The sequence below is a fragment of the Pseudotamlana haliotis genome (assembly GCF_008806375.1).
Classification (GTDB): Bacteria; Bacteroidota; Bacteroidia; order Flavobacteriales; family Flavobacteriaceae; genus Pseudotamlana; species Pseudotamlana haliotis.
In genome coordinates this window covers 1-18,586 of record NZ_WAAT01000046.1, presented here as the reverse complement: position 1 = coordinate 18,586, position 18,586 = coordinate 1, and the positions used below count along the sequence as shown (strand labels likewise).

Below are 18,586 nucleotides of genomic sequence, written 5' to 3'. Positions count from 1 at the left end.
ATAATTACACATCAAATTACTAAATTTGCAGTTCTTAAAATTTCAAGAGTACTATGTTTAATAATTTAAGTGATAAATTAGATAAAGCCTTACACGTTCTTAAAGGGCACGGAAGCATTACAGAAGTAAACGTTGCTGAAACTCTAAAAGAGGTAAGACGTGCGCTTTTAGATGCCGATGTTAACTTCAAGATTGCCAAACAATTTACCAAGACTGTTAAAGAAAAAGCCTTAGGTCAAGACGTATTAACTACGCTTCAGCCTGGGCAATTAATGGTGAAAATTGTAAAAGATGAGTTAACCCAACTTATGGGTGGCGATGCCGAAGGACTTAATCTTTCTGGAACACCAAGCATAATTTTAATGTCTGGTTTACAAGGGTCTGGTAAAACAACTTTTTCTGGTAAGCTTGCTAATTATCTTAAAAATAAAAAAACAAAGAAACCTTTATTAGTAGCTTGTGATGTTTACCGTCCTGCGGCGATTGACCAATTGCATGTCGTAGGTGAGCAAATAGGTGTTGAGGTTTTTAGTGATAAAGGGAATAATGACCCAGTAGCAATTTCTCAAGCGGCTATTGCACATGCTAAAGCTAACGGGCACAATGTGGTGATTATTGATACCGCTGGTCGTTTAGCCGTTGATGCGGCGATGATGACCGAAATATCAAACATCCATAAAGCCATTCAGCCACAAGAAACTTTATTTGTTGTAGATTCTATGACAGGGCAAGATGCTGTGAATACTGCAAAAGCCTTTAATGATGTCTTGAATTTTGACGGGGTAATCCTTACGAAATTAGATGGTGATACACGTGGTGGTGCTGCCATTTCTATTAAATCTGTAGTCGATAAACCAATTAAGTTTATTGGTACGGGTGAAAAAATGGAAGCCATTGATGTTTTCTATCCGTCACGTATGGCTGACCGTATTCTTGGTATGGGTGATGTTGTTTCCTTAGTGGAACGTGCTCAAGAACAATTTGACGAGGTAGAAGCGAGAAAACTTCAGAAGAAAATTGCAAAGAACCAATTTGGTTTTGACGATTTCTTAAGTCAGATTCAGCAGATCAAGAAAATGGGGAACATGAAAGACCTTATGGGAATGATTCCTGGTGCTGGAAAAATGATGAAAGATATCGATATTGATGATGATGCGTTTAAAGGTATTGAGGCCATTATTCATTCTATGACACCAAAAGAACGTGCCAATCCGTCAATTATTAATGCAAGTAGAAAAAAACGTATTGGTTCAGGTTCAGGAACTTCAGTACAAGAGGTTAATCAACTTTTAAAGCAATTCAACCAAATGAGCAAAATGATGAAGATGATGCAAGGTGGTGGCGGTAAAAAGATGATGCAGATGATGAAGAATATGCGTTAAGTGGGGAGTGAGAAGTAGAGTAGTTGAGGAGTTAAGTAGTAGAAGGAGTTAAGGAGTTAAGGAGTTAAGTAGTAGTTAAGTAGGGTAAAAGTAGTTAAGTTGTATAGCTGGTTGGGAGTTTTTCTGTTGAATTATATTTTACAAACTGCTAATAACCAATAACTAAGAACCAACAACAAATAGAACCATGATTATTTTAGACGGAAAGAAAACAAGTAACGATATCAAGGAAGAAATTGCTGAAGAAGTAAAGCAAATTAAGGCTAAGGGTGAGCGCGTACCACATTTAGCTGCGATTTTAGTAGGAACTGATGGGGCGAGTATGACTTATGTGAATGCTAAAGTTAAAGCTTGTGAAAAAATTGGTTTTGAATCGACTTTAATTGATTTGCCTGAAGACACTTCGGAAGCAGTTTTGTTACAGAAAATACATGAATTAAATACCAACGATGCTATTGATGGGTTTATCGTGCAGTTGCCTTTACCAAAACACATCGATGAACAAAAAGTTTTAATGGCTGTTGATGCCGATAAAGATGTAGACGGATTTCATCCTACAAACGTGGGTAAAATGGCTTTAGATTTACCTAGCTTTTTACCTGCAACACCATACGGTATCTTAGAATTATTAGAGCGTTATGAGGTTGAAACTTCAGGTAAGAACGTTGTGGTTATGGGGCGTAGTCATATTGTTGGTCGTCCAATGAGTATTTTAATGAGTCAGAAACGTAAAGCTGGAGATGCCACGGTAACGGTTGTTCATAGCCGTACTAAAGACCTTGCCGAGATTACAAAACAAGCCGATATTATTGTTGCTGCTATTGGAATTTCAGAGTTCTTAAAAGGCGATATGGTTAAAGATGGTGTTGTAATTATTGATGTTGGGATTACCCGTGTGCCAGATGAAACTAAAGCTAGAGGCTACAGATTGGCTGGTGACGTAGATTTTGAAAGCGTTAGCCCGAAAGCAAGTTATATTACACCGGTTCCAGGAGGCGTAGGCCCTATGACGATTGCCATGTTACTTAAAAACACCTTACAAGCTCGAGATATTCGTAGTTAGTAATTGTAGTATTTAGATATTATAAAAGCCTTATAAATCTTGATTTATAAGGCTTTTTACATGTGTGAACTATTGATATGGTTCAATGGATGTCAAAATTATTTTTTACTTCTTCGTGTATTGGATTTTGAACGAATAAATTCTTTTGTTGAGGTACTGATTAAATCATTCAGCTCCTTGAATTCTTCTTGGGTTAGCTCGCGGTATTCACCAATAGGCATATCGAGCTTAACGTTCATGATTCTTACCCTTTTTAGGGTTTGTACCTCGTAGTTTAAATAGTCGCACATGCGCCTAATTTGACGGTTTAAACCTTGGGTTAGAATGATTTTGAATTTATAAGTGCTTATTTTCTCAACCACACACTTTTTGGTGGTTTTATTTAAATCGGCCAGGTGGATTCCTCCGGCCATACGTTCAATAAAGGTTTGAGAAATTGGCTTATCAACCGTAACTATATATTCTTTTTCATGGTTATTACTAGCGCGAAGAATTTTGTTTACAATATCGCCATCATCAGTAAGAAGGATTAAACCTTCACTGGGTTTGTCAAGCCTTCCGATAGGGAAAATACGCTTCTTGTAATTAATAAAATCAATGATGTTGTCTTTTTCAACCGAAGTGTCTGTAGTACAAACAATACCAACCGGTTTGTTAAAAGCCAGGTAAACAAAGCTTTCTTTGGTGTTTTTAATTTCTTCTCCATCTACGGCGACCACATCGTCATGCCCTATTTTTGTTCCTTTCTCAGGTACAATACCGTTTATAGTGACACGGTCTGCTTCAATGAGTCGATCTGCTTCTCGACGTGAGCAATATCCAACTTCACTTAAAAATTTATTGATGCGTTTTAATTGTGGCTCTTCCATGGTGTAAAAATACAATAAATTAGGTCTTTAGAAACTCTAAAATGTGCTGATAAACGTCTTCCGATTTAAGTCGGTGTCCTAAACCTACGGTTTTTATTAATTCAGCATTTTTATAATGACGTTTGATATCTAAGGCTTCACGATAGGAAATAATTTTATCCTTTTTATCATGAATAATAATACCTCGTGTTTCATTGTTTTTATAGAAGTTTTCAGCGCAGTAAAAACCTGGTAATTGCTTAAAATGTTTTAAATAATAAGCATCAACGGCCTTGGTTACTATTTTGTTGAAGCCCATAAAAGTAGCGTAGTTTTTTACTGAAATCGCCAAATTTGAAGGCGCGCCTAGTAAAACATTCTTTTCAATTAAAGGAAGGTTGTGGTTTTCTTGTGCAATTATACTTGCTGTTGCACCAATAGAATGCCCGATAACGACACTCGGTTTATAGGTTTTTACGGCTACATTGATACATTCAGAATACAAAATGGCATTAAATATTTTGTTGCTAGAACTCCCATGAGCAGGGGCGTCAATGGCAACGATATTGTAGTCTTCTTTTTGAAGTAATTCAATGAGATCTTTCCATCTAAAGGCATTGCTTTCCCACCCATGAACGAGCAATATGGTTTCTTTTGAGCCTCCCCAAAGGTAAGTTTTTATGGAAATACCTTCAAAAATGATGCTATCTTGAACGGCAGTGCTTAAAAAGTCTTTTTGACCTGCTGTGATTTCTCCTTTTTGAGGGGTTGAAAATAATTTCACAGCGTATTTTGCTGCTAGTTTCGGTTGGAAATAACTTATGGCATTTATAGTTTTTCCAAGGAGTTGAGGTAATAATTTACTCATGTATTATGCTTCTCGGTTCACTAAATCTATAGAAAAAGCAGGCGTGCAAATGGCAATGTATTCGCATGCTTCTGTAAACGGATTTGAATATTGAACACGTGTATTTTTTTCAATTTTAATAGATTGTCCCGCTTCTAAAATCACGGTGTCCTCTTCAATAATAAACTGTTTTTTGCCTTTGATGATAAAGGTGTATTCATCAAATTCTGGCGTTTGAAAAGGTTCGCTCCAGCCTGCAGGCGCTACCATGTGGGCAATGCTTATTTCAGAATTACCATCGGTGGTGTTTCCAAAGTGCTCTTTGATGATTTTTCCATCGGTGGTCGGTACGATGAACGGACTATCTTGAACGGTATATTTCTTTTGTGACATTGTACTGTGTTTTCAATGAAAGATTAATGGTCTTTCATTGGTTTCTTCTTAATCATGCCGCCTTTTAGGTCTTTAACAATCCCCATAATGATGAAGGCTTTTTTGTCTATTTTATCGATTTCAGTTTGCAGCTTGGCCAGTTCCAAACGTGTTACCACGGTGTAAATAATGTCTTTGTCGTAACTTTCACCCGATTTGCCAAAACCTCCTTTTCCGGCATAAATAGTACAAGCGCGTTCTAGGTTTTTGGTGAGCATGATACGGAGTTCTTCGTGCTTATTAGAAATGATGGTCACCCCAACATATTCTTCAACCCCATCAACAACAAAATCAACAGTTTTGGCAGCTGCCATATAAGTTAAAATCGCATAAAGAGCCGTTTCAATAGAAAGTAAATAAGCACCTACTGAGAAAATAATGATGTTTATAAGCAGCAGCACATCTCCAATAGTTAGTGATAATTTTCTTCCGAGGAAAATAGCAAGCACTTCAGTGCCGTCAATAACGCTGCCACCACGCATGGACATTCCAATACCAAGGCCTAAAAAGAAACCTCCAAAAACGGCAATTAAAAGCTTGTCATCAGTAACTGTAGGGTATTCTACAAAGTGTACTACTAGGGCTAGCATAGCAATAGCAACAATACTTTTTACGGCAAATTTAGTACCTATGGTTCGTGCGGCCAGTATGATAAAAGGCAGGTTGATAATAACTAGTAAATAGCCCAGTTCTAACCGCGTTACATGCTCTAGTAGTAGTGAAATCCCTGTGGCCCCACCATCAATAAATTTATTAGGTAGTAAGAAACCTTTTAAACCAAACCCCGCTGAAAACACGCCAATAATAATGAAAATATATTCTCTTACGGCATGGGTAAACTCAACTTGTAAAACCCGTACTAGAGGAACAATGTCCCTTTTAGAAACCGGTTTGTCATCACTCGTTTTTTTTAATTTCTTGTGAGCAATGTCTACAATGAGTTTGGATAAAAATGGATTCATTTAAACGGTTTTAGTTATCCCAGTTTAGAAAAAAGTATTTCACTTTTGCATCGTCAGGAATGTGTGCTGAATCAAATTTTAAATTCATATCGAATCTTAAGTTTGAAGGTAATTCTTTTTTGTCTATGGTAAATGCCGCATTAATCTCATTAACGGTAACCACAACAGAATTAATAAGGTTGCTAATTTTTGTGATTTTATACTGGCTCTCAATATCCTTAAAAGTACTTATTGACGAAATGTTTTTATCTGTTTTAAAGCGCTCATCAATAATACGAACGTCTGTAATCACTGAGGTAGAATCTAAAGCGAATTTAGGGGTTAGTGTTAATAGTTTTTTACCGCCTTTTTCGTAGATTTCGATGTTATCTATGTTGCCTGTAAATTCATCGCCAGCTATAAATTTAACTATAGAATCATTAGAAAAAACCTTTTCAAGGTCTTTAACTTGAGTAGAATCTGTTAATAAGCCAATGTGCTGTTTTGAAATTTCAAAAGGGTTTTGTTCTTTTCCGCAGCTTGATAATAAAAGGGTTAAGGCTAAAGCGCCTAGTAATAATTTACGCATTGATTTGAGTTAAGGTTTGTAATTAATAATGGCCAAATATCGTGTTATTTTTTCATGACTTTAGTTAAAATTCCAAAAACACTTCTAATAAATGTAGCACTTGTAAGAACCTTCACAATAGGGTTCATGGCCGTGCTTCGTGACCTAGTGCTTTTAGAGCGTTTTTTTGCTTCCGCTTTTTTCAAAGTTTCCTGTTCTTTTTTTGCTTTTTCTTTGAGTTCTTCGGCTTCAGCTTGCTTAATTTTATCATTAAGTAGTTCATAGGCGCTTTCACGGTCTATGGTTTCATTGTACTTTTTCACCAGTTTTGAGTTGGTGTAAAGGGTGTTTAATTCAGCATCAGTTAAAACATCCATTCTACTCATGGGTGCTCGCATCATGGTTGCTGCAAGTGGGGTAGGGCGTCCTTTTTCATCTAAGGCAGAAACCAGGGCTTCCCCAATACCTAAAGAAGTTAAAACTTCTTCGGTGTCATAGTATTCTGATTCTGGGTAGTTTTGTGCTGTTAATTTAATCGCTTTTCTATCTTTTGCCGTAAAGGCTCTTAAGGCATGCTGAATTTTTAAACCAAGCTGACCTAAAACATCTTCAGGAACATCGGTTGGGTTTTGGGTAACGAAGTACAAGCCAACGCCTTTACTTCGAATCAGTTTTACAATACTTTCAATCTGATTTAATAGTGCTTTTGAAGCTTCGTCAAAAATTAAATGGGCTTCATCAATAAAAATAATGAGTTCTGGTTGGTCGCTATCACCTTGCTCTGGGAAGGTCGAATAGATTTCTGCTAAGATACTCAGCATAAAAGTGGAAAATAATTTCGGACGGTCTTGAATATCGGTTAAACGGATGATGTTTATGTAACCACGCCCGTTTTCATCAATACGAAGTAAATCTTGGGTGTCAAAAGAGGTTTCTCCGAAAAATAAATCGGCACCTTGCTGTTCAAGTTCTACAATTTTACGAAGAATAGCCCCTGTTGAAGCCGTTGAAATTCGGCCGTAGGCTTCATTAAATTCATCCTTACCTTCTTGGGTAGCAAATTGTAATATTTTCTTGAAATCTTTTAAGTCTAAAAGAGGTAGTTTGTTGTTGTCGCAATATTGAAATATGACCGAAACAATCCCTGATTGGGTTTCTGATAAATCGAGAATTCGAGATAAAAGTACCGGGCCAAATTCACTAACAGTAGCTCTTAAACGTACGCCATCTTGTTCAGATAAGGTTAAAATTTCTACTGGAAATCCTTTGGGTTCAAAAGGCAAGCCTATTTTTTCGTGACGTTCTGTAATTTTAGGATGTCCTTCACTGGCTTGTGCCAATCCGCTTAAATCTCCTTTAAGGTCCATGAGTAAAACGGGCACACCTTTGTCACTTAAGTTTTCAGCTAAGACCTGAAGAGATTTGGTTTTTCCCGTTCCTGTAGCACCAGCAATCAACCCATGGCGATTCATGGTTTTTAAAGGGATTTTTACATGAGCATTTGTAATGGTTTCACCATCTAACATGGCGGCACCAACGGTAATGAAATCGCCTTTGGTTTTGTTACTTTCGTTGATATAATTGAAAAAAGTTTCTTTGGTGGTCATTCCTTATGTTTTGCATAAAAATACAGGAAAAATGAATAACCTGAAAAAAAGTTTCAATGGCCTATAATGTGACCTGTATAGGGGCTGTTAATTTGAAATCTAAAAGCAAGAAATTGAGATAAGTAATACCATATCTAGTTTAAAACTACGATGAAGAAAATGATGATTATTTGTTTTATATAAAACAGAAAAATAAAGCATAGCCAAAGCTACGGTTTCTTTTTATGTTGAAATAGAAAGCCAATAAGCGCATTTTAATGGCGTAATTTTAAATGAGATATGGTATTATATGTATCTTTGCAAAATTATGAGAGAAGAGATACAATCACAAGTTGACAAAGGGGAGATGCTTCCTTTAATGGAAGAGTTTTATACCATTCAAGGGGAGGGATTCCACAAAGGTACGGCTGCTTATTTTATTAGAGTTGGCGGTTGTGATGTGGGTTGCCACTGGTGTGATGTTAAGGAAAGCTGGAATGCCGAATTACACCCACCTACCGAAACGACTAAAATTGTTGAAAACGCAGCTAAGTATAGCGACACGATTGTGGTAACAGGTGGGGAGCCTTTAACTTGGGATATGACCGCGCTAACGACTCAGTTAAAAGCTAAAGGTTTACAGGTGCATATTGAAACATCTGGGGCTTATAAATTAACAGGTGTTTGGGACTGGATTTGCTTATCACCTAAGAAAATGAAGCTCCCAACTCAGGAGGTTTATGATCAAGCTCATGAGTTAAAAGTGATTGTTTATAATAAAGATGATTTTCGCTTCGCGGAAGAGCAAGCTGCTAAAGTCAATAAAAATTGTATCTTGTATTTGCAACCCGAATGGAGCAAACGCGATAAAGTAGTTCCAGAAATTGTTGATTATGTAATGGCCAACCCCAAGTGGAAAGTGTCTTTGCAAACCCATAAATATTTGAACATTCCTTAAAAAAAGTAACTCATGAAACTCTTACGTTTTGGTCGCGATTTTAAACCAGATGAAAAAGTCATTCTAAGAGATTATTTAGCTATTGAACGCACCCGTTTGGCCAATGAACGTACCTTATTATCTTACATTAGGTCGTCTTTATACTTGCTAATTGGCGCTTTTGCCTTTTTTGAGCTGAAAGGTTACCCCAACTTTAAGTATTTTGCTTTAGTGTGTTTAGTGTTTTGTATCATTTTTTTAGTGATTGGGGTGATGCGTTTTAGACTGCTGAAGAAAAGCTTGAAAAAGCTGTATTACATGTCTGAAGAAACTAAAGAGTAAGTTAAGTTTAGAAGTGAAAAGTTCACGTGCGTTTACACGATTCAACAAATAAACGATTCAACGCATAAACTCTTCAAACAGCCTTACCTTTGAACTTTATACTGTTTTAAAGCGTCATTTAATATTTTAGTCGCTTCAGTTTTATCTCCAAAACCATTCGAATTTAGTTTTCCTGGGCCTTTGTAATTCGTAAACCAGATATCGATAATGGTTGTAATGCCTTGAAATTCGCTATTCAGTTCTTCAATGGAATTCACTTGATACAATGTTGAATTACTAGAAACCGCAATCAGTTTGTCGTCCTGCTCGCCGCCATCACTTAAATATAGTACACCAATAATTTTAGATTTTAATTGGGTGCCTCTTTCTGCTGGCGGCCCTAGAACAATAATGTCTAACGGGTCACCATCACCGCCATGTTTTTTGTCGAGTAAGGTTTGTGGAATCATGCCATAGTTGCCGGGATAGCCTATGTAATTCACCACTCTTGGTTTATTGTTTACCATTTCCCATTTGACTTCTCCTGTTGTTTTATCGAGTTCCCATTTGTCTACCGTGCCCGCCGGAATTTCGATAACGGCATTCACATCACCGTCTTTAAAAATTGGAGTGATGTCGGTTAGTAAGTTTGTTTTTTTAGTAATTACTTCTGAAGTCGTTTTTACAGGAGCTTGCTTTTTGTTTTTTTCTGTGGAATTACAGTTAAACAGGCTTATTAAAGGAAGTAAGAGCAGTAAAAAGCGTATTGGTTTATGCATGGATTTTATTTTTCAAGGCTAAATTTAGGAAATAAAAAAGCCTCAGAATCTCTTCTGAAGCTTTTAATTTATGCTTGTTTAATTATTACTCTGTAAACGGAACTGAAACTCTTGTTTTGTCCCATGCTAAGAATAGTGTGCCGTCTTTATCAAAAGCCATGGAAAAAGCTTCTATAGATTCTTTGCTAGTACTTACTTTTCCTTGCACGCGAAGCACATCGTTGTCTTCGTTATAAGCGTAAGCTCCCCAAACATTGACGTCAGTGCTTAATATGATGGTCCAAGTATCTTCTCCTGGAATCGTGAATAATGAATATTCTCCGGCCTTAACTGATTTACCACCCACTTTAATGTCTTTGTAGAATGTAATCGTAGATGCTTCATTAGCTCCTGTTCTCCAAACTTTACCGTTAGGCGCTAATTTACTTAGTTCACGACCTTTAAGTTGCGGTCTGCTGTATATGATTTTTACCGTTTTGTTAGGCTCTTTGTAACTCGATGGGTATGCTGCAATGTCTAGCGGACTTTTGTCAAGTTTAGCAAATTTTTGTGCGTTTACGTTTGCAGATAATAACAATAAGCATACAAAAGCGATGCTTGAAATAAAAGTTGATTTTTTCATAAAAGGATTTTTAAAGTTAGTTAAAAATTTAACCCTTAAAGTTAAACCGAAATACTCTTAATGATTTTGTAAAAGTTGCTTTGAGATGTTAAAGTTTATATTTTTTTCGGTTTTGGAAAAGAAGGCTGCTGTTAGTTATTTTCAGACCTATATTGACTATATTTTAGCCAAGTATAACACCTGTTTTTTCCTTATTATTAATGACTATGTTTGCGTGCTTAAACTTGATAAAAATATGAGAGATTTATTTTGTGCTATTCTGTTTTTGGTTTTTATAACGCCTGTTCTAGGTCAGAAAATAGAAACTGCATCTGGGGATATTTCCATTCTAGTAGGTGAAAAAGAATTATCGCTGTCCTTTGGGTATGATAATATGAATGTACATGGTTATCCGTCAGAAGCAACATTTATAAAAGATAAAGTAAAAATACGAGAGGATCATAATCCAGGTTCAGGTGAAAAATTCAAAAAAGCATGGTTTTCAGATCGAGAAACTGTATATGAGCTTTTATTTATTGAAAATTTTAATCGAGCTCTACCAAAAAAAAGAAAAATAAAAGTTTCGGTAAATAATACTAATGCCAAATACAATTTACATATTCAAACTTTATGGGTTTACCCAGGATACAATGTGGGGCCTTCCCAACCCGCTAAAATAGAATTATTGCTTCAATTGTACGAGATTGAACATCCAGAAACTATAGTTTGGGAGTCAAAATCACCAACACGTATAAAGGGTACGGTCGCTCCTTATAAGAGAGAATTGAGAATTGGATCGGCATATAGTTCTTTAGCCTCTGGGATTTCTTTTTTGTTGAAAAAAGCTAAATAAAAGTAACTTGTATGAAGTTAATTTAGAGTAAGCTTCCCTTCAAACCGAACTGTGTTGTTTACATAAAAAGCTCCAGGTTTTACTGTATCTTTAATTTTTAACTATTATTAGTTGTTTGCCTAAATGTTAATATCGCCTAGTTTGGCATATACCTGCTATGGTCAGAAGTTTCGAAATTCTTCGTGTTAGAGCCTTCCTTTTTTAGTTCTGATATAAATGTATTGGAGCTACTTATATTCTTCTTAGGTTCAGAATTTGTTTCAATATTTTTTTTATTTACTGTTTTAGCCCGTACGGCTTTAGATTTTTTATTTACTGAGGGAGCTAATGTGATTAATAATAAAAAAACAGAGGCTATGATTCCTAAGGTCAAGGACTTTTGAAGAAGTATAATAATGCCAAGCGTTGAAAATATGATGCCCCAATATTGCATAGGTGTCCAAAACAATATGTGGTCGTTTTTAAGTCGTAATCGCTGTCCGGTCTTTTCATCAATGACAATGCCTTCATTTTCTAAATTCTATTTTTTTTTCCAAAATACCAACTGAAAAGACCATTAACAAAAGCTGGAACTATAAAGCTATAATCTGCATTTTCACTCGGGAGCAATGAAACACATAAAAACAATGTTGCAAGCAAAACAACAACAAAGAGAAACCCTCGGCCTGACCATATAATCATAATCTCAAAATTTTTAATTATTAATTCTTTGTAATTCTTTTTTTTTTTTTTGCTAAAATGTAATTTTAGCCTTACAAAAGACCAATCCAATAACTCTTAAAGTTTTGTTAATGAAATTTTATAGTTATTCGATGTATGGTGAAAAAGAAAAAAATTTTATTCAAATATGATTTTATTTGATTCAGATTAGGAACTCCTTCATCTTATTTTAGGAAATCATCAAGATATAAGTTATTTTCATAAGAAATTTTGATTGTGAATGATAAGACCGGAGCTACCAGAAAATGAATTTGAAAGGCAATTAGCCGTAAATAAATACCAACTTTTAGATACGCTTCCAGAGGAAAGTTATGATAATATTACTGCTTTAATGGCGTATATATGCGAGGTACCTATTTCGTTAGTGTCATTATTAGACAGGGATCGTAATTATTTAAAATCTCATCATGGTGTGCCTTTTAATGAATCGCCTCGCGATCTTTCTTTTTGCGGTCATGCCATTAATTCTGATGCTGCTATAACCATTATTGAGGACTCTAGAAAAGATGAACGTTTTTTTGATAACCCATTAGTAACCGATCATTTAGCTGTTTTTTATGCGGGTGTGCCCTTAATAAATTCTGATGGTTATAAATTAGGAACACTTTGTGTTTATGATACCAAACCACGACAATTAACAGAAAAGCAACAAAATGCGCTTATTGTCATGGCAAAACAAGTGGTATCCCTTTTTGAAGAACGCTTTCAGAATATAAAATTGATCCAAATGCAAGGTAGATTACAAGAACGCTATGAAGCTTTAAAAAAGTTTGCAAGTATTGTTTCTCATGACTTAAAATCACCAATGGCCAATATTATCTCCTTAACGGAGTTACTAGAAAGTAAAAATAATACGGGTTTGGATGAAGAATCACTACAGTATTTAAGATATATTAAAACATCCTCTAATGCCTTAAAGGATTATATCGATGGGTTGTTTAAGTTTTATGACACCGATGATATACTTGAAGGCGAAAATGAAGTACTTATAGTTCAGGATGTTATTGATGAATTAAAATTGATTACCAATTTAGACCAAAGCGCTGCATTTCGTGTCGAGGGTTCATGTGAATGTGTGATAACTAACAAATCGGCGTTGCTACAGGTATTAGTTAATTTAGTAACCAACGCTATCAAGTACAATCCAAAGGATAAAAATGAAATTTATATTGCCTTTTCAGAAAATAATTCTGAATATCAATTTGTAGTAAGAGATAATGGAAACGGAATTCCTGAAACTCATATTGAGAAAATTTTTGATCTTTTTAGTGTGGTTGGAACAAAGGATAAGTACGGGAATATTGGGACTGGTATAGGCCTAGCTACTGTGAAAAAAATTATTGAAAGTTTAGGGGGAAGCATAAGTGTCACTTCAAAATTAAATGTAGGTACAACTTTTACTTTTACTATTTTGAAAAATTAATACAGATCCTCAAGTTGATGGTTTCTTTTAGAGCTTACAAAAGCTATACACTTAAATGTCATTGAGATTAGTAATAAAAAAACTCAGGCTATATTTTAACCTGAGTTTTTAACTATGTGTGTTATTGTTCCTGTTGTTTAATCAACAATAATTTCTAAAGTATAATTTGCAACTTCTCCTCTTCTTCCTGCACTTCTCATCATGTATACTCGAATAGTATAGTCACCACTTTTTGCAGAAGTCCCTTCAAATTGGTTTTCAGCGGTAGAACCGTTAAAAATGGCAACATATTCTTCACCTGGTTCCATGATATTGAAATAATTAGCAGAATTATCTGTAGCCATGCTTATGTTCATATTCTGACCTTTATCAACGTTTACTAGATAATCAATATACTCTTCGCCAGTAATTTTACCTTTTATTCTTGTACTGCTTTCTCCAGAGTCAAATTTAATACGTTTAGTCATTTCGCTTACTTCAGCCGCTACTTCTTCAGCTGCATCCTTTACGCCATCTACTACTTTTTCCGAACCTTCTTTGGTTTCTTCTACTACAGCGTTACCAGCATCTTTAATTTTATCTTTAGTTTCTTGTTTACAAGAGATAAAGCTAAAAGCCATTAAAATGGTCATTATTACGATGGTTGATCTTAAATAGTTTTTCATGTTTAATTAATTGGTTTTAATGAAATTGAGATGTTTTATGTCCATAAATTTAGACAATATTATGTAGTAATACTAAATTTTTTTTAAAAATTAAATTGATGGTTATGTAGGTGTTGTACTATAAATTATTACCATAATGAGTAGCCGGGTTGTTTCGTTATTATAATCATATGTCATGGGCAATTCTCGTTATTTCAGTACTCAGACTTATGTGAATTTTTTCTTTGCAAATCAGTTATTTGTGTTTCTTATTAATTCTGTTCATCAGATACTTAAACTTATCAAATTCTAAGATTGCCTTTTTACTAAGGGGTTGTGATTTCTACTAGGGATTGTCTATAACGAAAAGTATAAGCGGTCGCTTTAATACCACTTATACAATGTTAGTAAATATTATTGTTTTACCATTTCTTTTGCTAATCCTTTGTTGCTTAGTCCGATTGACTCTCCGATTAATATGTTAGGATTGTTCTCGTCTATGTAAAAACGATATTCAATATTAGTCCAATAAGTATTGGTTAATGATATATAATTACCGTTGGCAACATAACTTTGTTTCCAAAATTCACCGTATTCATAAGGGTCCTCAATTGTTGACCATCCTGCATTATAACGCTTAGTAATTAGACCAACATAATCAGAATATCCGGCTGATATGTTAACGTTCTCTCTAATGTTTTGAAAATCAATTTCACTAATTTGAGTGGTTTCAGAAGTTGTTCTTGTTTCATCGTCGTAATGTTTCATATGCCACACTCCAACGAATTCAAATCCCTTATTTGCACTTACGGTTGCATTAATAGTTTTTGTTTCAGTAAAACCTTCCTTATTTAAAGTAATGTCAAAAGAGAAATTCTCTTCATTTCCAGATAAAGATTTAAACTTAGCACTGGTTCCATTTTGACTGACAAGTTCAACATTAGAATTCGAAATATTTGAAATAATGATGTCATTTGTTCCTATTGCAACTGACTCTTCAGATAAAGCAAAACTCGGAATTTCCCCCAAAAGTTTAGAGAAATTATTCCATGAGGAGCTTAGTTTACTATATGCAGAAATAAAAAAACTTGTTTCAGAAGAGATATCATTATCTGTTTCTTCAATAGTTCGAAACTTAGCGTCTATATTTAAATTTGTTTCAGTTTCACTATTAAATTCATCTGTTACTACATCAAAAGTGGCTTCAACCAAGATCCAATTTGCTTCTAAAAAAGGTGTTAGGTTCGATTTGAAATTTATCCATGCAGGTCTAACTTCTGTAATCAAAATATACATTGCTGTTCCAATTGATAATGATGCCCCTACAGCTGTTGTACCCCAAACAGCAGGCCCTAAATACCAAGTTGCAGCAGCAAGTTTTCCTATTGCAGCAGCGTATGCTATGGGTTCAGCTATATTTTTTAAACTCACACCAAGCTCATTTATTGAGCTTCCTAAATTATCTCCTGTGCAACTGTAAAATGATTTAAAATCTGTTTTTGGGCAATTCGATTGTTTTGTACTTTTTGCGAAAGTAGTGGTAGCATCATAAGTTGTAGATAAGTCGTTTCTAAACGCTTGGAAAATTTCTTTATTTGCTTCGTAAAACATTGCGACTTCTCTTTTCTGCTCTGTTGATAAAGAATTGTAGAGTTCTGTCACTTCGTTTTTGAATGTTTTGGTTTCATCTAATTCAGGTGAGTTGTCCATTGAATTAACCTCATTATCAAAAGCTGTAAATACATTAGTTATTGTTTCTTCTGAATTTGAAATCATGGTTTTAGAAACGCTAAACTCAATATTTCCAAGTTCTGTTTTTAGTTCGTATGTTCCTGTTTCTATATCCGGAACCACAAAGACTAAAATACTATCGTTTACTTTCACTAATTCTAGTTCAGTATTTCCGAATGTGCCATTATATGTGTTTTGTAAATTTGAAATGGTGCTTTTAACATTGATTATTTCAAAGGGTTTCACATCAGTATTTTCAACAGCGATGTTTAATTCTATTTGTGGCTCTTCATTAGTTGTCAATTCCTCGTCACCCTTATCACAGCCTAGAATAAAAATTAGGCTCAAAATTGTAAATAAAAGTAGTTTTCTTTTCATAGTTTATTCTTTTTAAAATTTGTTACCAAGCGAATATAATATCCTATTGGTTTTTGTATGTTGATTTACAGATGTTTTCGATAAAAAACAAAAAAGCTTCAGAATTATCTGAAGCTTTTTTACTATTTTATTTGTGCACCTGAAACGAATTCGGGATTTCGAAAGCATTTTAAAATTATTTCATCCGCTTTGGATGTTTTCCTTAATTAGAATTGTTTTTTTGTTCTGTATTTTGACAACTAATTAGCATTAAGGATATGGTACAAACAACAATTGGTAATTGGTTTTTTAGAAAAATCATAATATGTGTATTTGGTTAAACTTGACTATTTTTATATGTCTCACATTATACTCAAGACAGTTATAAATTGTAAACAACAAGTAAATATAGCAATTAAATGTTTTTGTAAGTGAATTATTTCAGTACCTCTGAAAGAGGCCTACAAAAAAAGCTTCAGAACTACCTGAAGCTTTTTTACCATTTTAACCTGTAGCCATATTTCAGGGCAAAACATATTATTTGATTACCTTGATGTATATAGTTTGTGGCGTGTTTAAAGAAATTAGTAAATTAATACTTGTCTGCGGAGAAATCATGCGAATTTTTCGATGAAGAGATTAGCCATTTTTTTGAATAGCGCTATGTGCGAAAGCTTTTATTTGTTAAGTGCTTTAGGTAATACATTCTCTCTATTTAGAAAACCATCAGAAGATGTTACATATAAATAATAATCAGCTAAACCGTACTTAAAATTTATGTCAATTTTAAGTTCAATGTCTTTTATTGATTTTTTTGATGATTTTAATTTGTAACTAAGTGATTTTATAACTCCACTGTTAGTTATCTTAAATAGCTTAGGGTCGGATATTTTACCTAAAAGATTAGGTATCATTCAATAGGATTCATCATATAACCAAAATTGTCTTATCATTCTTCCGTGTAACAAAGGAGCTGTATAACCTTTGTTTAATAAATAACTCGACTTTAAAGGGCTTTCGAATGAATCTAATATGTCTTTCACGGTTCTGTCACCTGCCATTTCTAACATTTCATCAATATTTTCTAAAGGAATAGTCTTTGGTTCATTTTTACAAGATAAGCTGAACCCTAATAGTAGCAGTATTAATAGTTTTGTCAATTTATTTTTCATAATGTTTGAGGCTTGAGTACAACAAGCGAATATAACTCCCCATTAAGTTCTGTAAGTTGATTTTCTAATGTTTTCGATAAAATACCTACAAAAAAAGCTTCAGGATTATCTGAAGCTTTTTTACCATTTTAACCTGTAGCCATATTTCAGGACAAAACATATTATTTGCCTACGTGATTGTGTATGATTTCGTTGCATGTTTAAGCACTGAAGTTAGCAAATAAATCACGGATAGAAAGTCCGCGAGGACTTTCGTAAGTAGGCTAGAACTAGCAATGAATTATACATGGTGTTACTATTTGTTTTATTTATCTGCAATTAATTGTTTGTATTGGTAATATGAATATAAAGCATAACCAAGTCCAATTAAGCAAAGAATATTTAAAATAAATTCAGATCCTATTTCAAATCTATATCCAGAACGATATAGACTATAAATAAATTTAGCAAGTATTATTGTAATTCCTGTCCAAATTATAGGTTGAGGGTATTTTTTTATGAAAGCACTACTTACTAAATATATAATTCCTATTATTAAAGAAACAATGCTTACCATAATTAAGCTTTCTATCAAAACTGTATGTAAAGGGTTGTGTGAGTCAAGTTTGTTCGAGTATAGGTATATTCCGATAGCGGTTACTATATTTATAGCTCCTATTATTATAAAAATAAGCTGCGCGATTTTCAGCTTGTTTAACGATTTTTCAATTTTTCTTTTTAATAAAATTTCATTTGCAATTTCTTGAGAATTTTTTTCAATCATAATTTTGGGGTTATTTGAGTAATAAATGGAACGTTGCGGTTTTGTATGCGAGGATTTTCCGCAGGAAAATCAGAGTTGGCAAAAAAGCAATTACCTTTCGGTTTAACTAAAATAAGTAATTTTTTTTACATGGTGTTGTATGTGGTTTTTTATTTCTCATAACCACAATAAGATGGTTCAGGTTTTATGTTCAGTTTTTTATACATCTCAGATATTTGTTTTGGGTGAGTATATTCAGTTTCTCCGTATTCAAGATAAATTTTAGTATTCAGGTCATTATTTATAGTAAATTCCTTTTCTAATATTTTACATTTTAGTCCGTGAATTTTAAGCAGTATTTTGTTATCTATTATATTTTTTGGATTAAGATAAAAGAAGCTAATTCCGTCAAAATCCGAAACATCAGTTTTAATTCTTGTTTGTCCAGAAAATATTTCGATAATTGAGCCAGCTAATAAGTTATTGCTGTTTTTTTCTATTAAGGTTAATTTAATTGTAAAATCCTTAATATCATTTCCGTTTTGTCCATTTAGTTGAATACAAAAACAAATTAAAATTATGTATATCAGGTGTTTCATAAATGTCTCGTCCTGAAATATGGCTACAGGTTAAAATAGA

General features: G+C 34.0%; 19 protein-coding genes. 6 read left to right on the top strand and 13 right to left on the bottom strand.

The features are described from left to right. The first annotated feature begins 53 nt into the window (after window positions 1-53). Both ffh and folD read left to right on the top strand, forming a co-directional pair. Window positions 54-1,382, top strand: a complete 1,329-nt coding sequence (ffh, locus tag F6U93_RS10310; protein WP_150939498.1) for a signal recognition particle protein — start codon at window positions 54-56, stop codon at window positions 1,380-1,382. A 187-nt stretch (window positions 1,383-1,569) separates the two neighbouring features. Next, complete coding sequence (folD, locus tag F6U93_RS10305; protein WP_150939495.1) at window positions 1,570-2,445, top strand: bifunctional methylenetetrahydrofolate dehydrogenase/methenyltetrahydrofolate cyclohydrolase FolD; 876 nt, start codon at window positions 1,570-1,572, stop codon at window positions 2,443-2,445. Between the two features lie 98 nt (window positions 2,446-2,543). On the opposite strand, the gene F6U93_RS10300 is transcribed toward folD, so the two are convergent. From F6U93_RS10300 to F6U93_RS10275, 6 genes are read right to left on the bottom strand one after another with little or no spacing between them, the layout of a single operon-like run. Beyond that, a complete protein-coding gene (locus F6U93_RS10300) occupies window positions 2,544-3,314 on the bottom strand; it encodes a pseudouridine synthase (protein WP_150939493.1) in 771 nt (256 codons plus the stop codon). Window positions 3,315-3,333: 19 nt separating this feature from the next. Continuing rightward, the gene (locus F6U93_RS10295) at window positions 3,334-4,161 is read right to left on the bottom strand and encodes an alpha/beta hydrolase (protein WP_150939491.1); all 828 of its coding nucleotides are present in this window, start codon (window positions 4,159-4,161) and stop codon (window positions 3,334-3,336) included. Window positions 4,162-4,164: 3 nt separating this feature from the next. Then, the gene (locus F6U93_RS10290; RefSeq protein ID WP_150939489.1) at window positions 4,165-4,533 is read right to left on the bottom strand and encodes a cupin domain-containing protein; all 369 of its coding nucleotides are present in this window, start codon (window positions 4,531-4,533) and stop codon (window positions 4,165-4,167) included. Between the two features lie 23 nt (window positions 4,534-4,556). Beyond that, the gene (locus F6U93_RS10285; protein WP_150939488.1) at window positions 4,557-5,534 is read right to left on the bottom strand and encodes a YitT family protein; all 978 of its coding nucleotides are present in this window, start codon (window positions 5,532-5,534) and stop codon (window positions 4,557-4,559) included. Between the two features lie 10 nt (window positions 5,535-5,544). Next, complete coding sequence (locus F6U93_RS10280) at window positions 5,545-6,102, bottom strand: hypothetical protein (RefSeq protein WP_150939486.1); 558 nt, start codon at window positions 6,100-6,102, stop codon at window positions 5,545-5,547. 44 nt (window positions 6,103-6,146) lie between these two features. After that, complete coding sequence (locus F6U93_RS10275; RefSeq protein ID WP_150939484.1) at window positions 6,147-7,688, bottom strand: helicase HerA-like domain-containing protein; 1,542 nt, start codon at window positions 7,686-7,688, stop codon at window positions 6,147-6,149. A 307-nt stretch (window positions 7,689-7,995) separates the two neighbouring features. Between F6U93_RS10275 and F6U93_RS10270 the strand changes: the two genes are divergently transcribed. Beyond that, window positions 7,996-8,625 carry a 7-carboxy-7-deazaguanine synthase QueE gene (locus F6U93_RS10270; protein ID WP_191963499.1) on the top strand — a complete coding sequence of 210 codons (630 nt, stop codon included), beginning with the start codon at window positions 7,996-7,998 and terminating at the stop codon, window positions 8,623-8,625. 12 nt (window positions 8,626-8,637) lie between these two features. Then, window positions 8,638-8,946 (top strand): DUF202 domain-containing protein, encoded by a 309-nt coding sequence (locus F6U93_RS10265; protein ID WP_150939482.1) that lies wholly within the window; start codon window positions 8,638-8,640, stop codon window positions 8,944-8,946. 83 nt (window positions 8,947-9,029) lie between these two features. Here F6U93_RS10265 and F6U93_RS10260 read toward each other — a convergent pair whose 3' ends face one another. Both F6U93_RS10260 and F6U93_RS10255 read right to left on the bottom strand, forming a co-directional pair. Beyond that, window positions 9,030-9,704 (bottom strand): inorganic diphosphatase, encoded by a 675-nt coding sequence (locus tag F6U93_RS10260; RefSeq protein WP_150939480.1) that lies wholly within the window; start codon window positions 9,702-9,704, stop codon window positions 9,030-9,032. An 85-nt stretch (window positions 9,705-9,789) separates the two neighbouring features. Continuing rightward, a complete protein-coding gene (locus tag F6U93_RS10255; protein ID WP_150939478.1) occupies window positions 9,790-10,326 on the bottom strand; it encodes a DUF2911 domain-containing protein in 537 nt (178 codons plus the stop codon). Between the two features lie 235 nt (window positions 10,327-10,561). Here F6U93_RS10255 and F6U93_RS10250 point away from each other — a divergent pair, with 235 nt between their 5' ends. Further along, window positions 10,562-11,158, top strand: a complete 597-nt coding sequence (locus F6U93_RS10250) for a hypothetical protein (RefSeq protein WP_150939476.1) — start codon at window positions 10,562-10,564, stop codon at window positions 11,156-11,158. A gap of 940 nt (window positions 11,159-12,098) precedes the next feature. Further along, the gene (locus F6U93_RS10245) at window positions 12,099-13,301 is read left to right on the top strand and encodes a GAF domain-containing sensor histidine kinase (RefSeq protein WP_150939474.1); all 1,203 of its coding nucleotides are present in this window, start codon (window positions 12,099-12,101) and stop codon (window positions 13,299-13,301) included. 137 nt (window positions 13,302-13,438) lie between these two features. Here the strand turns inward: F6U93_RS10245 and F6U93_RS10240 are convergent, their stop codons facing one another. The 5 genes from F6U93_RS10240 to F6U93_RS10220 all read right to left on the bottom strand — a co-directional run bounded on the left by F6U93_RS10240 (window position 13,439) and on the right by F6U93_RS10220 (window position 18,546). Continuing rightward, window positions 13,439-13,966: a YtxH domain-containing protein gene (locus tag F6U93_RS10240; RefSeq protein WP_150939472.1), complete on the bottom strand. Its 528-nt coding sequence runs from the start codon at window positions 13,964-13,966 to the stop codon at window positions 13,439-13,441. A gap of 393 nt (window positions 13,967-14,359) precedes the next feature. Then, entirely contained in the window at window positions 14,360-16,054 is a 1,695-nt protein-coding gene (locus F6U93_RS10235; RefSeq protein ID WP_150939470.1) for a hypothetical protein, read from the bottom strand. 893 nt (window positions 16,055-16,947) lie between these two features. Next, window positions 16,948-17,193 (bottom strand): hypothetical protein, encoded by a 246-nt coding sequence (locus F6U93_RS10230; protein WP_150939468.1) that lies wholly within the window; start codon window positions 17,191-17,193, stop codon window positions 16,948-16,950. A gap of 316 nt (window positions 17,194-17,509) precedes the next feature. Beyond that, window positions 17,510-17,968: a hypothetical protein gene (locus F6U93_RS10225; protein WP_150939467.1), complete on the bottom strand. Its 459-nt coding sequence runs from the start codon at window positions 17,966-17,968 to the stop codon at window positions 17,510-17,512. A 149-nt stretch (window positions 17,969-18,117) separates the two neighbouring features. Continuing rightward, a complete protein-coding gene (locus tag F6U93_RS10220; protein ID WP_150939465.1) occupies window positions 18,118-18,546 on the bottom strand; it encodes a hypothetical protein in 429 nt (142 codons plus the stop codon). Window positions 18,547-18,586 lie beyond the last annotated feature (40 nt).

What these genes read in the sequence shown, in the direction of transcription:
- ffh (WP_150939498.1), top strand. Translation starts at nt 54, where the DNA reads ATGTTTAATAATTTAAGTGATAAATTAGATAAAGCCTTACACGTTCTT.
- folD (WP_150939495.1), top strand. Translation starts at nt 1,570, where the DNA reads ATGATTATTTTAGACGGAAAGAAAACAAGTAACGATATCAAGGAAGAA.
- F6U93_RS10300 (WP_150939493.1), bottom strand. Translation starts at nt 3,314, where the DNA reads ATGGAAGAGCCACAATTAAAACGCATCAATAAATTTTTAAGTGAAGTT.
- F6U93_RS10295 (WP_150939491.1), bottom strand. Translation starts at nt 4,161, where the DNA reads ATGAGTAAATTATTACCTCAACTCCTTGGAAAAACTATAAATGCCATA.
- F6U93_RS10290 (WP_150939489.1), bottom strand. Translation starts at nt 4,533, where the DNA reads ATGTCACAAAAGAAATATACCGTTCAAGATAGTCCGTTCATCGTACCG.
- F6U93_RS10285 (WP_150939488.1), bottom strand. Translation starts at nt 5,534, where the DNA reads ATGAATCCATTTTTATCCAAACTCATTGTAGACATTGCTCACAAGAAA.
- F6U93_RS10280 (WP_150939486.1), bottom strand. Translation starts at nt 6,102, where the DNA reads ATGCGTAAATTATTACTAGGCGCTTTAGCCTTAACCCTTTTATTATCA.
- F6U93_RS10275 (WP_150939484.1), bottom strand. Translation starts at nt 7,688, where the DNA reads ATGACCACCAAAGAAACTTTTTTCAATTATATCAACGAAAGTAACAAA.
- F6U93_RS10270 (WP_191963499.1), top strand. Translation starts at nt 7,996, where the DNA reads ATGAGAGAAGAGATACAATCACAAGTTGACAAAGGGGAGATGCTTCCT.
- F6U93_RS10265 (WP_150939482.1), top strand. Translation starts at nt 8,638, where the DNA reads ATGAAACTCTTACGTTTTGGTCGCGATTTTAAACCAGATGAAAAAGTC.
- F6U93_RS10260 (WP_150939480.1), bottom strand. Translation starts at nt 9,704, where the DNA reads ATGCATAAACCAATACGCTTTTTACTGCTCTTACTTCCTTTAATAAGC.
- F6U93_RS10255 (WP_150939478.1), bottom strand. Translation starts at nt 10,326, where the DNA reads ATGAAAAAATCAACTTTTATTTCAAGCATCGCTTTTGTATGCTTATTG.
- F6U93_RS10250 (WP_150939476.1), top strand. Translation starts at nt 10,562, where the DNA reads ATGAGAGATTTATTTTGTGCTATTCTGTTTTTGGTTTTTATAACGCCT.
- F6U93_RS10245 (WP_150939474.1), top strand. Translation starts at nt 12,099, where the DNA reads ATGATAAGACCGGAGCTACCAGAAAATGAATTTGAAAGGCAATTAGCC.
- F6U93_RS10240 (WP_150939472.1), bottom strand. Translation starts at nt 13,966, where the DNA reads ATGAAAAACTATTTAAGATCAACCATCGTAATAATGACCATTTTAATG.
- F6U93_RS10235 (WP_150939470.1), bottom strand. Translation starts at nt 16,054, where the DNA reads ATGAAAAGAAAACTACTTTTATTTACAATTTTGAGCCTAATTTTTATT.
- F6U93_RS10225 (WP_150939467.1), bottom strand. Translation starts at nt 17,968, where the DNA reads ATGATTGAAAAAAATTCTCAAGAAATTGCAAATGAAATTTTATTAAAA.
- F6U93_RS10220 (WP_150939465.1), bottom strand. Translation starts at nt 18,546, where the DNA reads ATGAAACACCTGATATACATAATTTTAATTTGTTTTTGTATTCAACTA.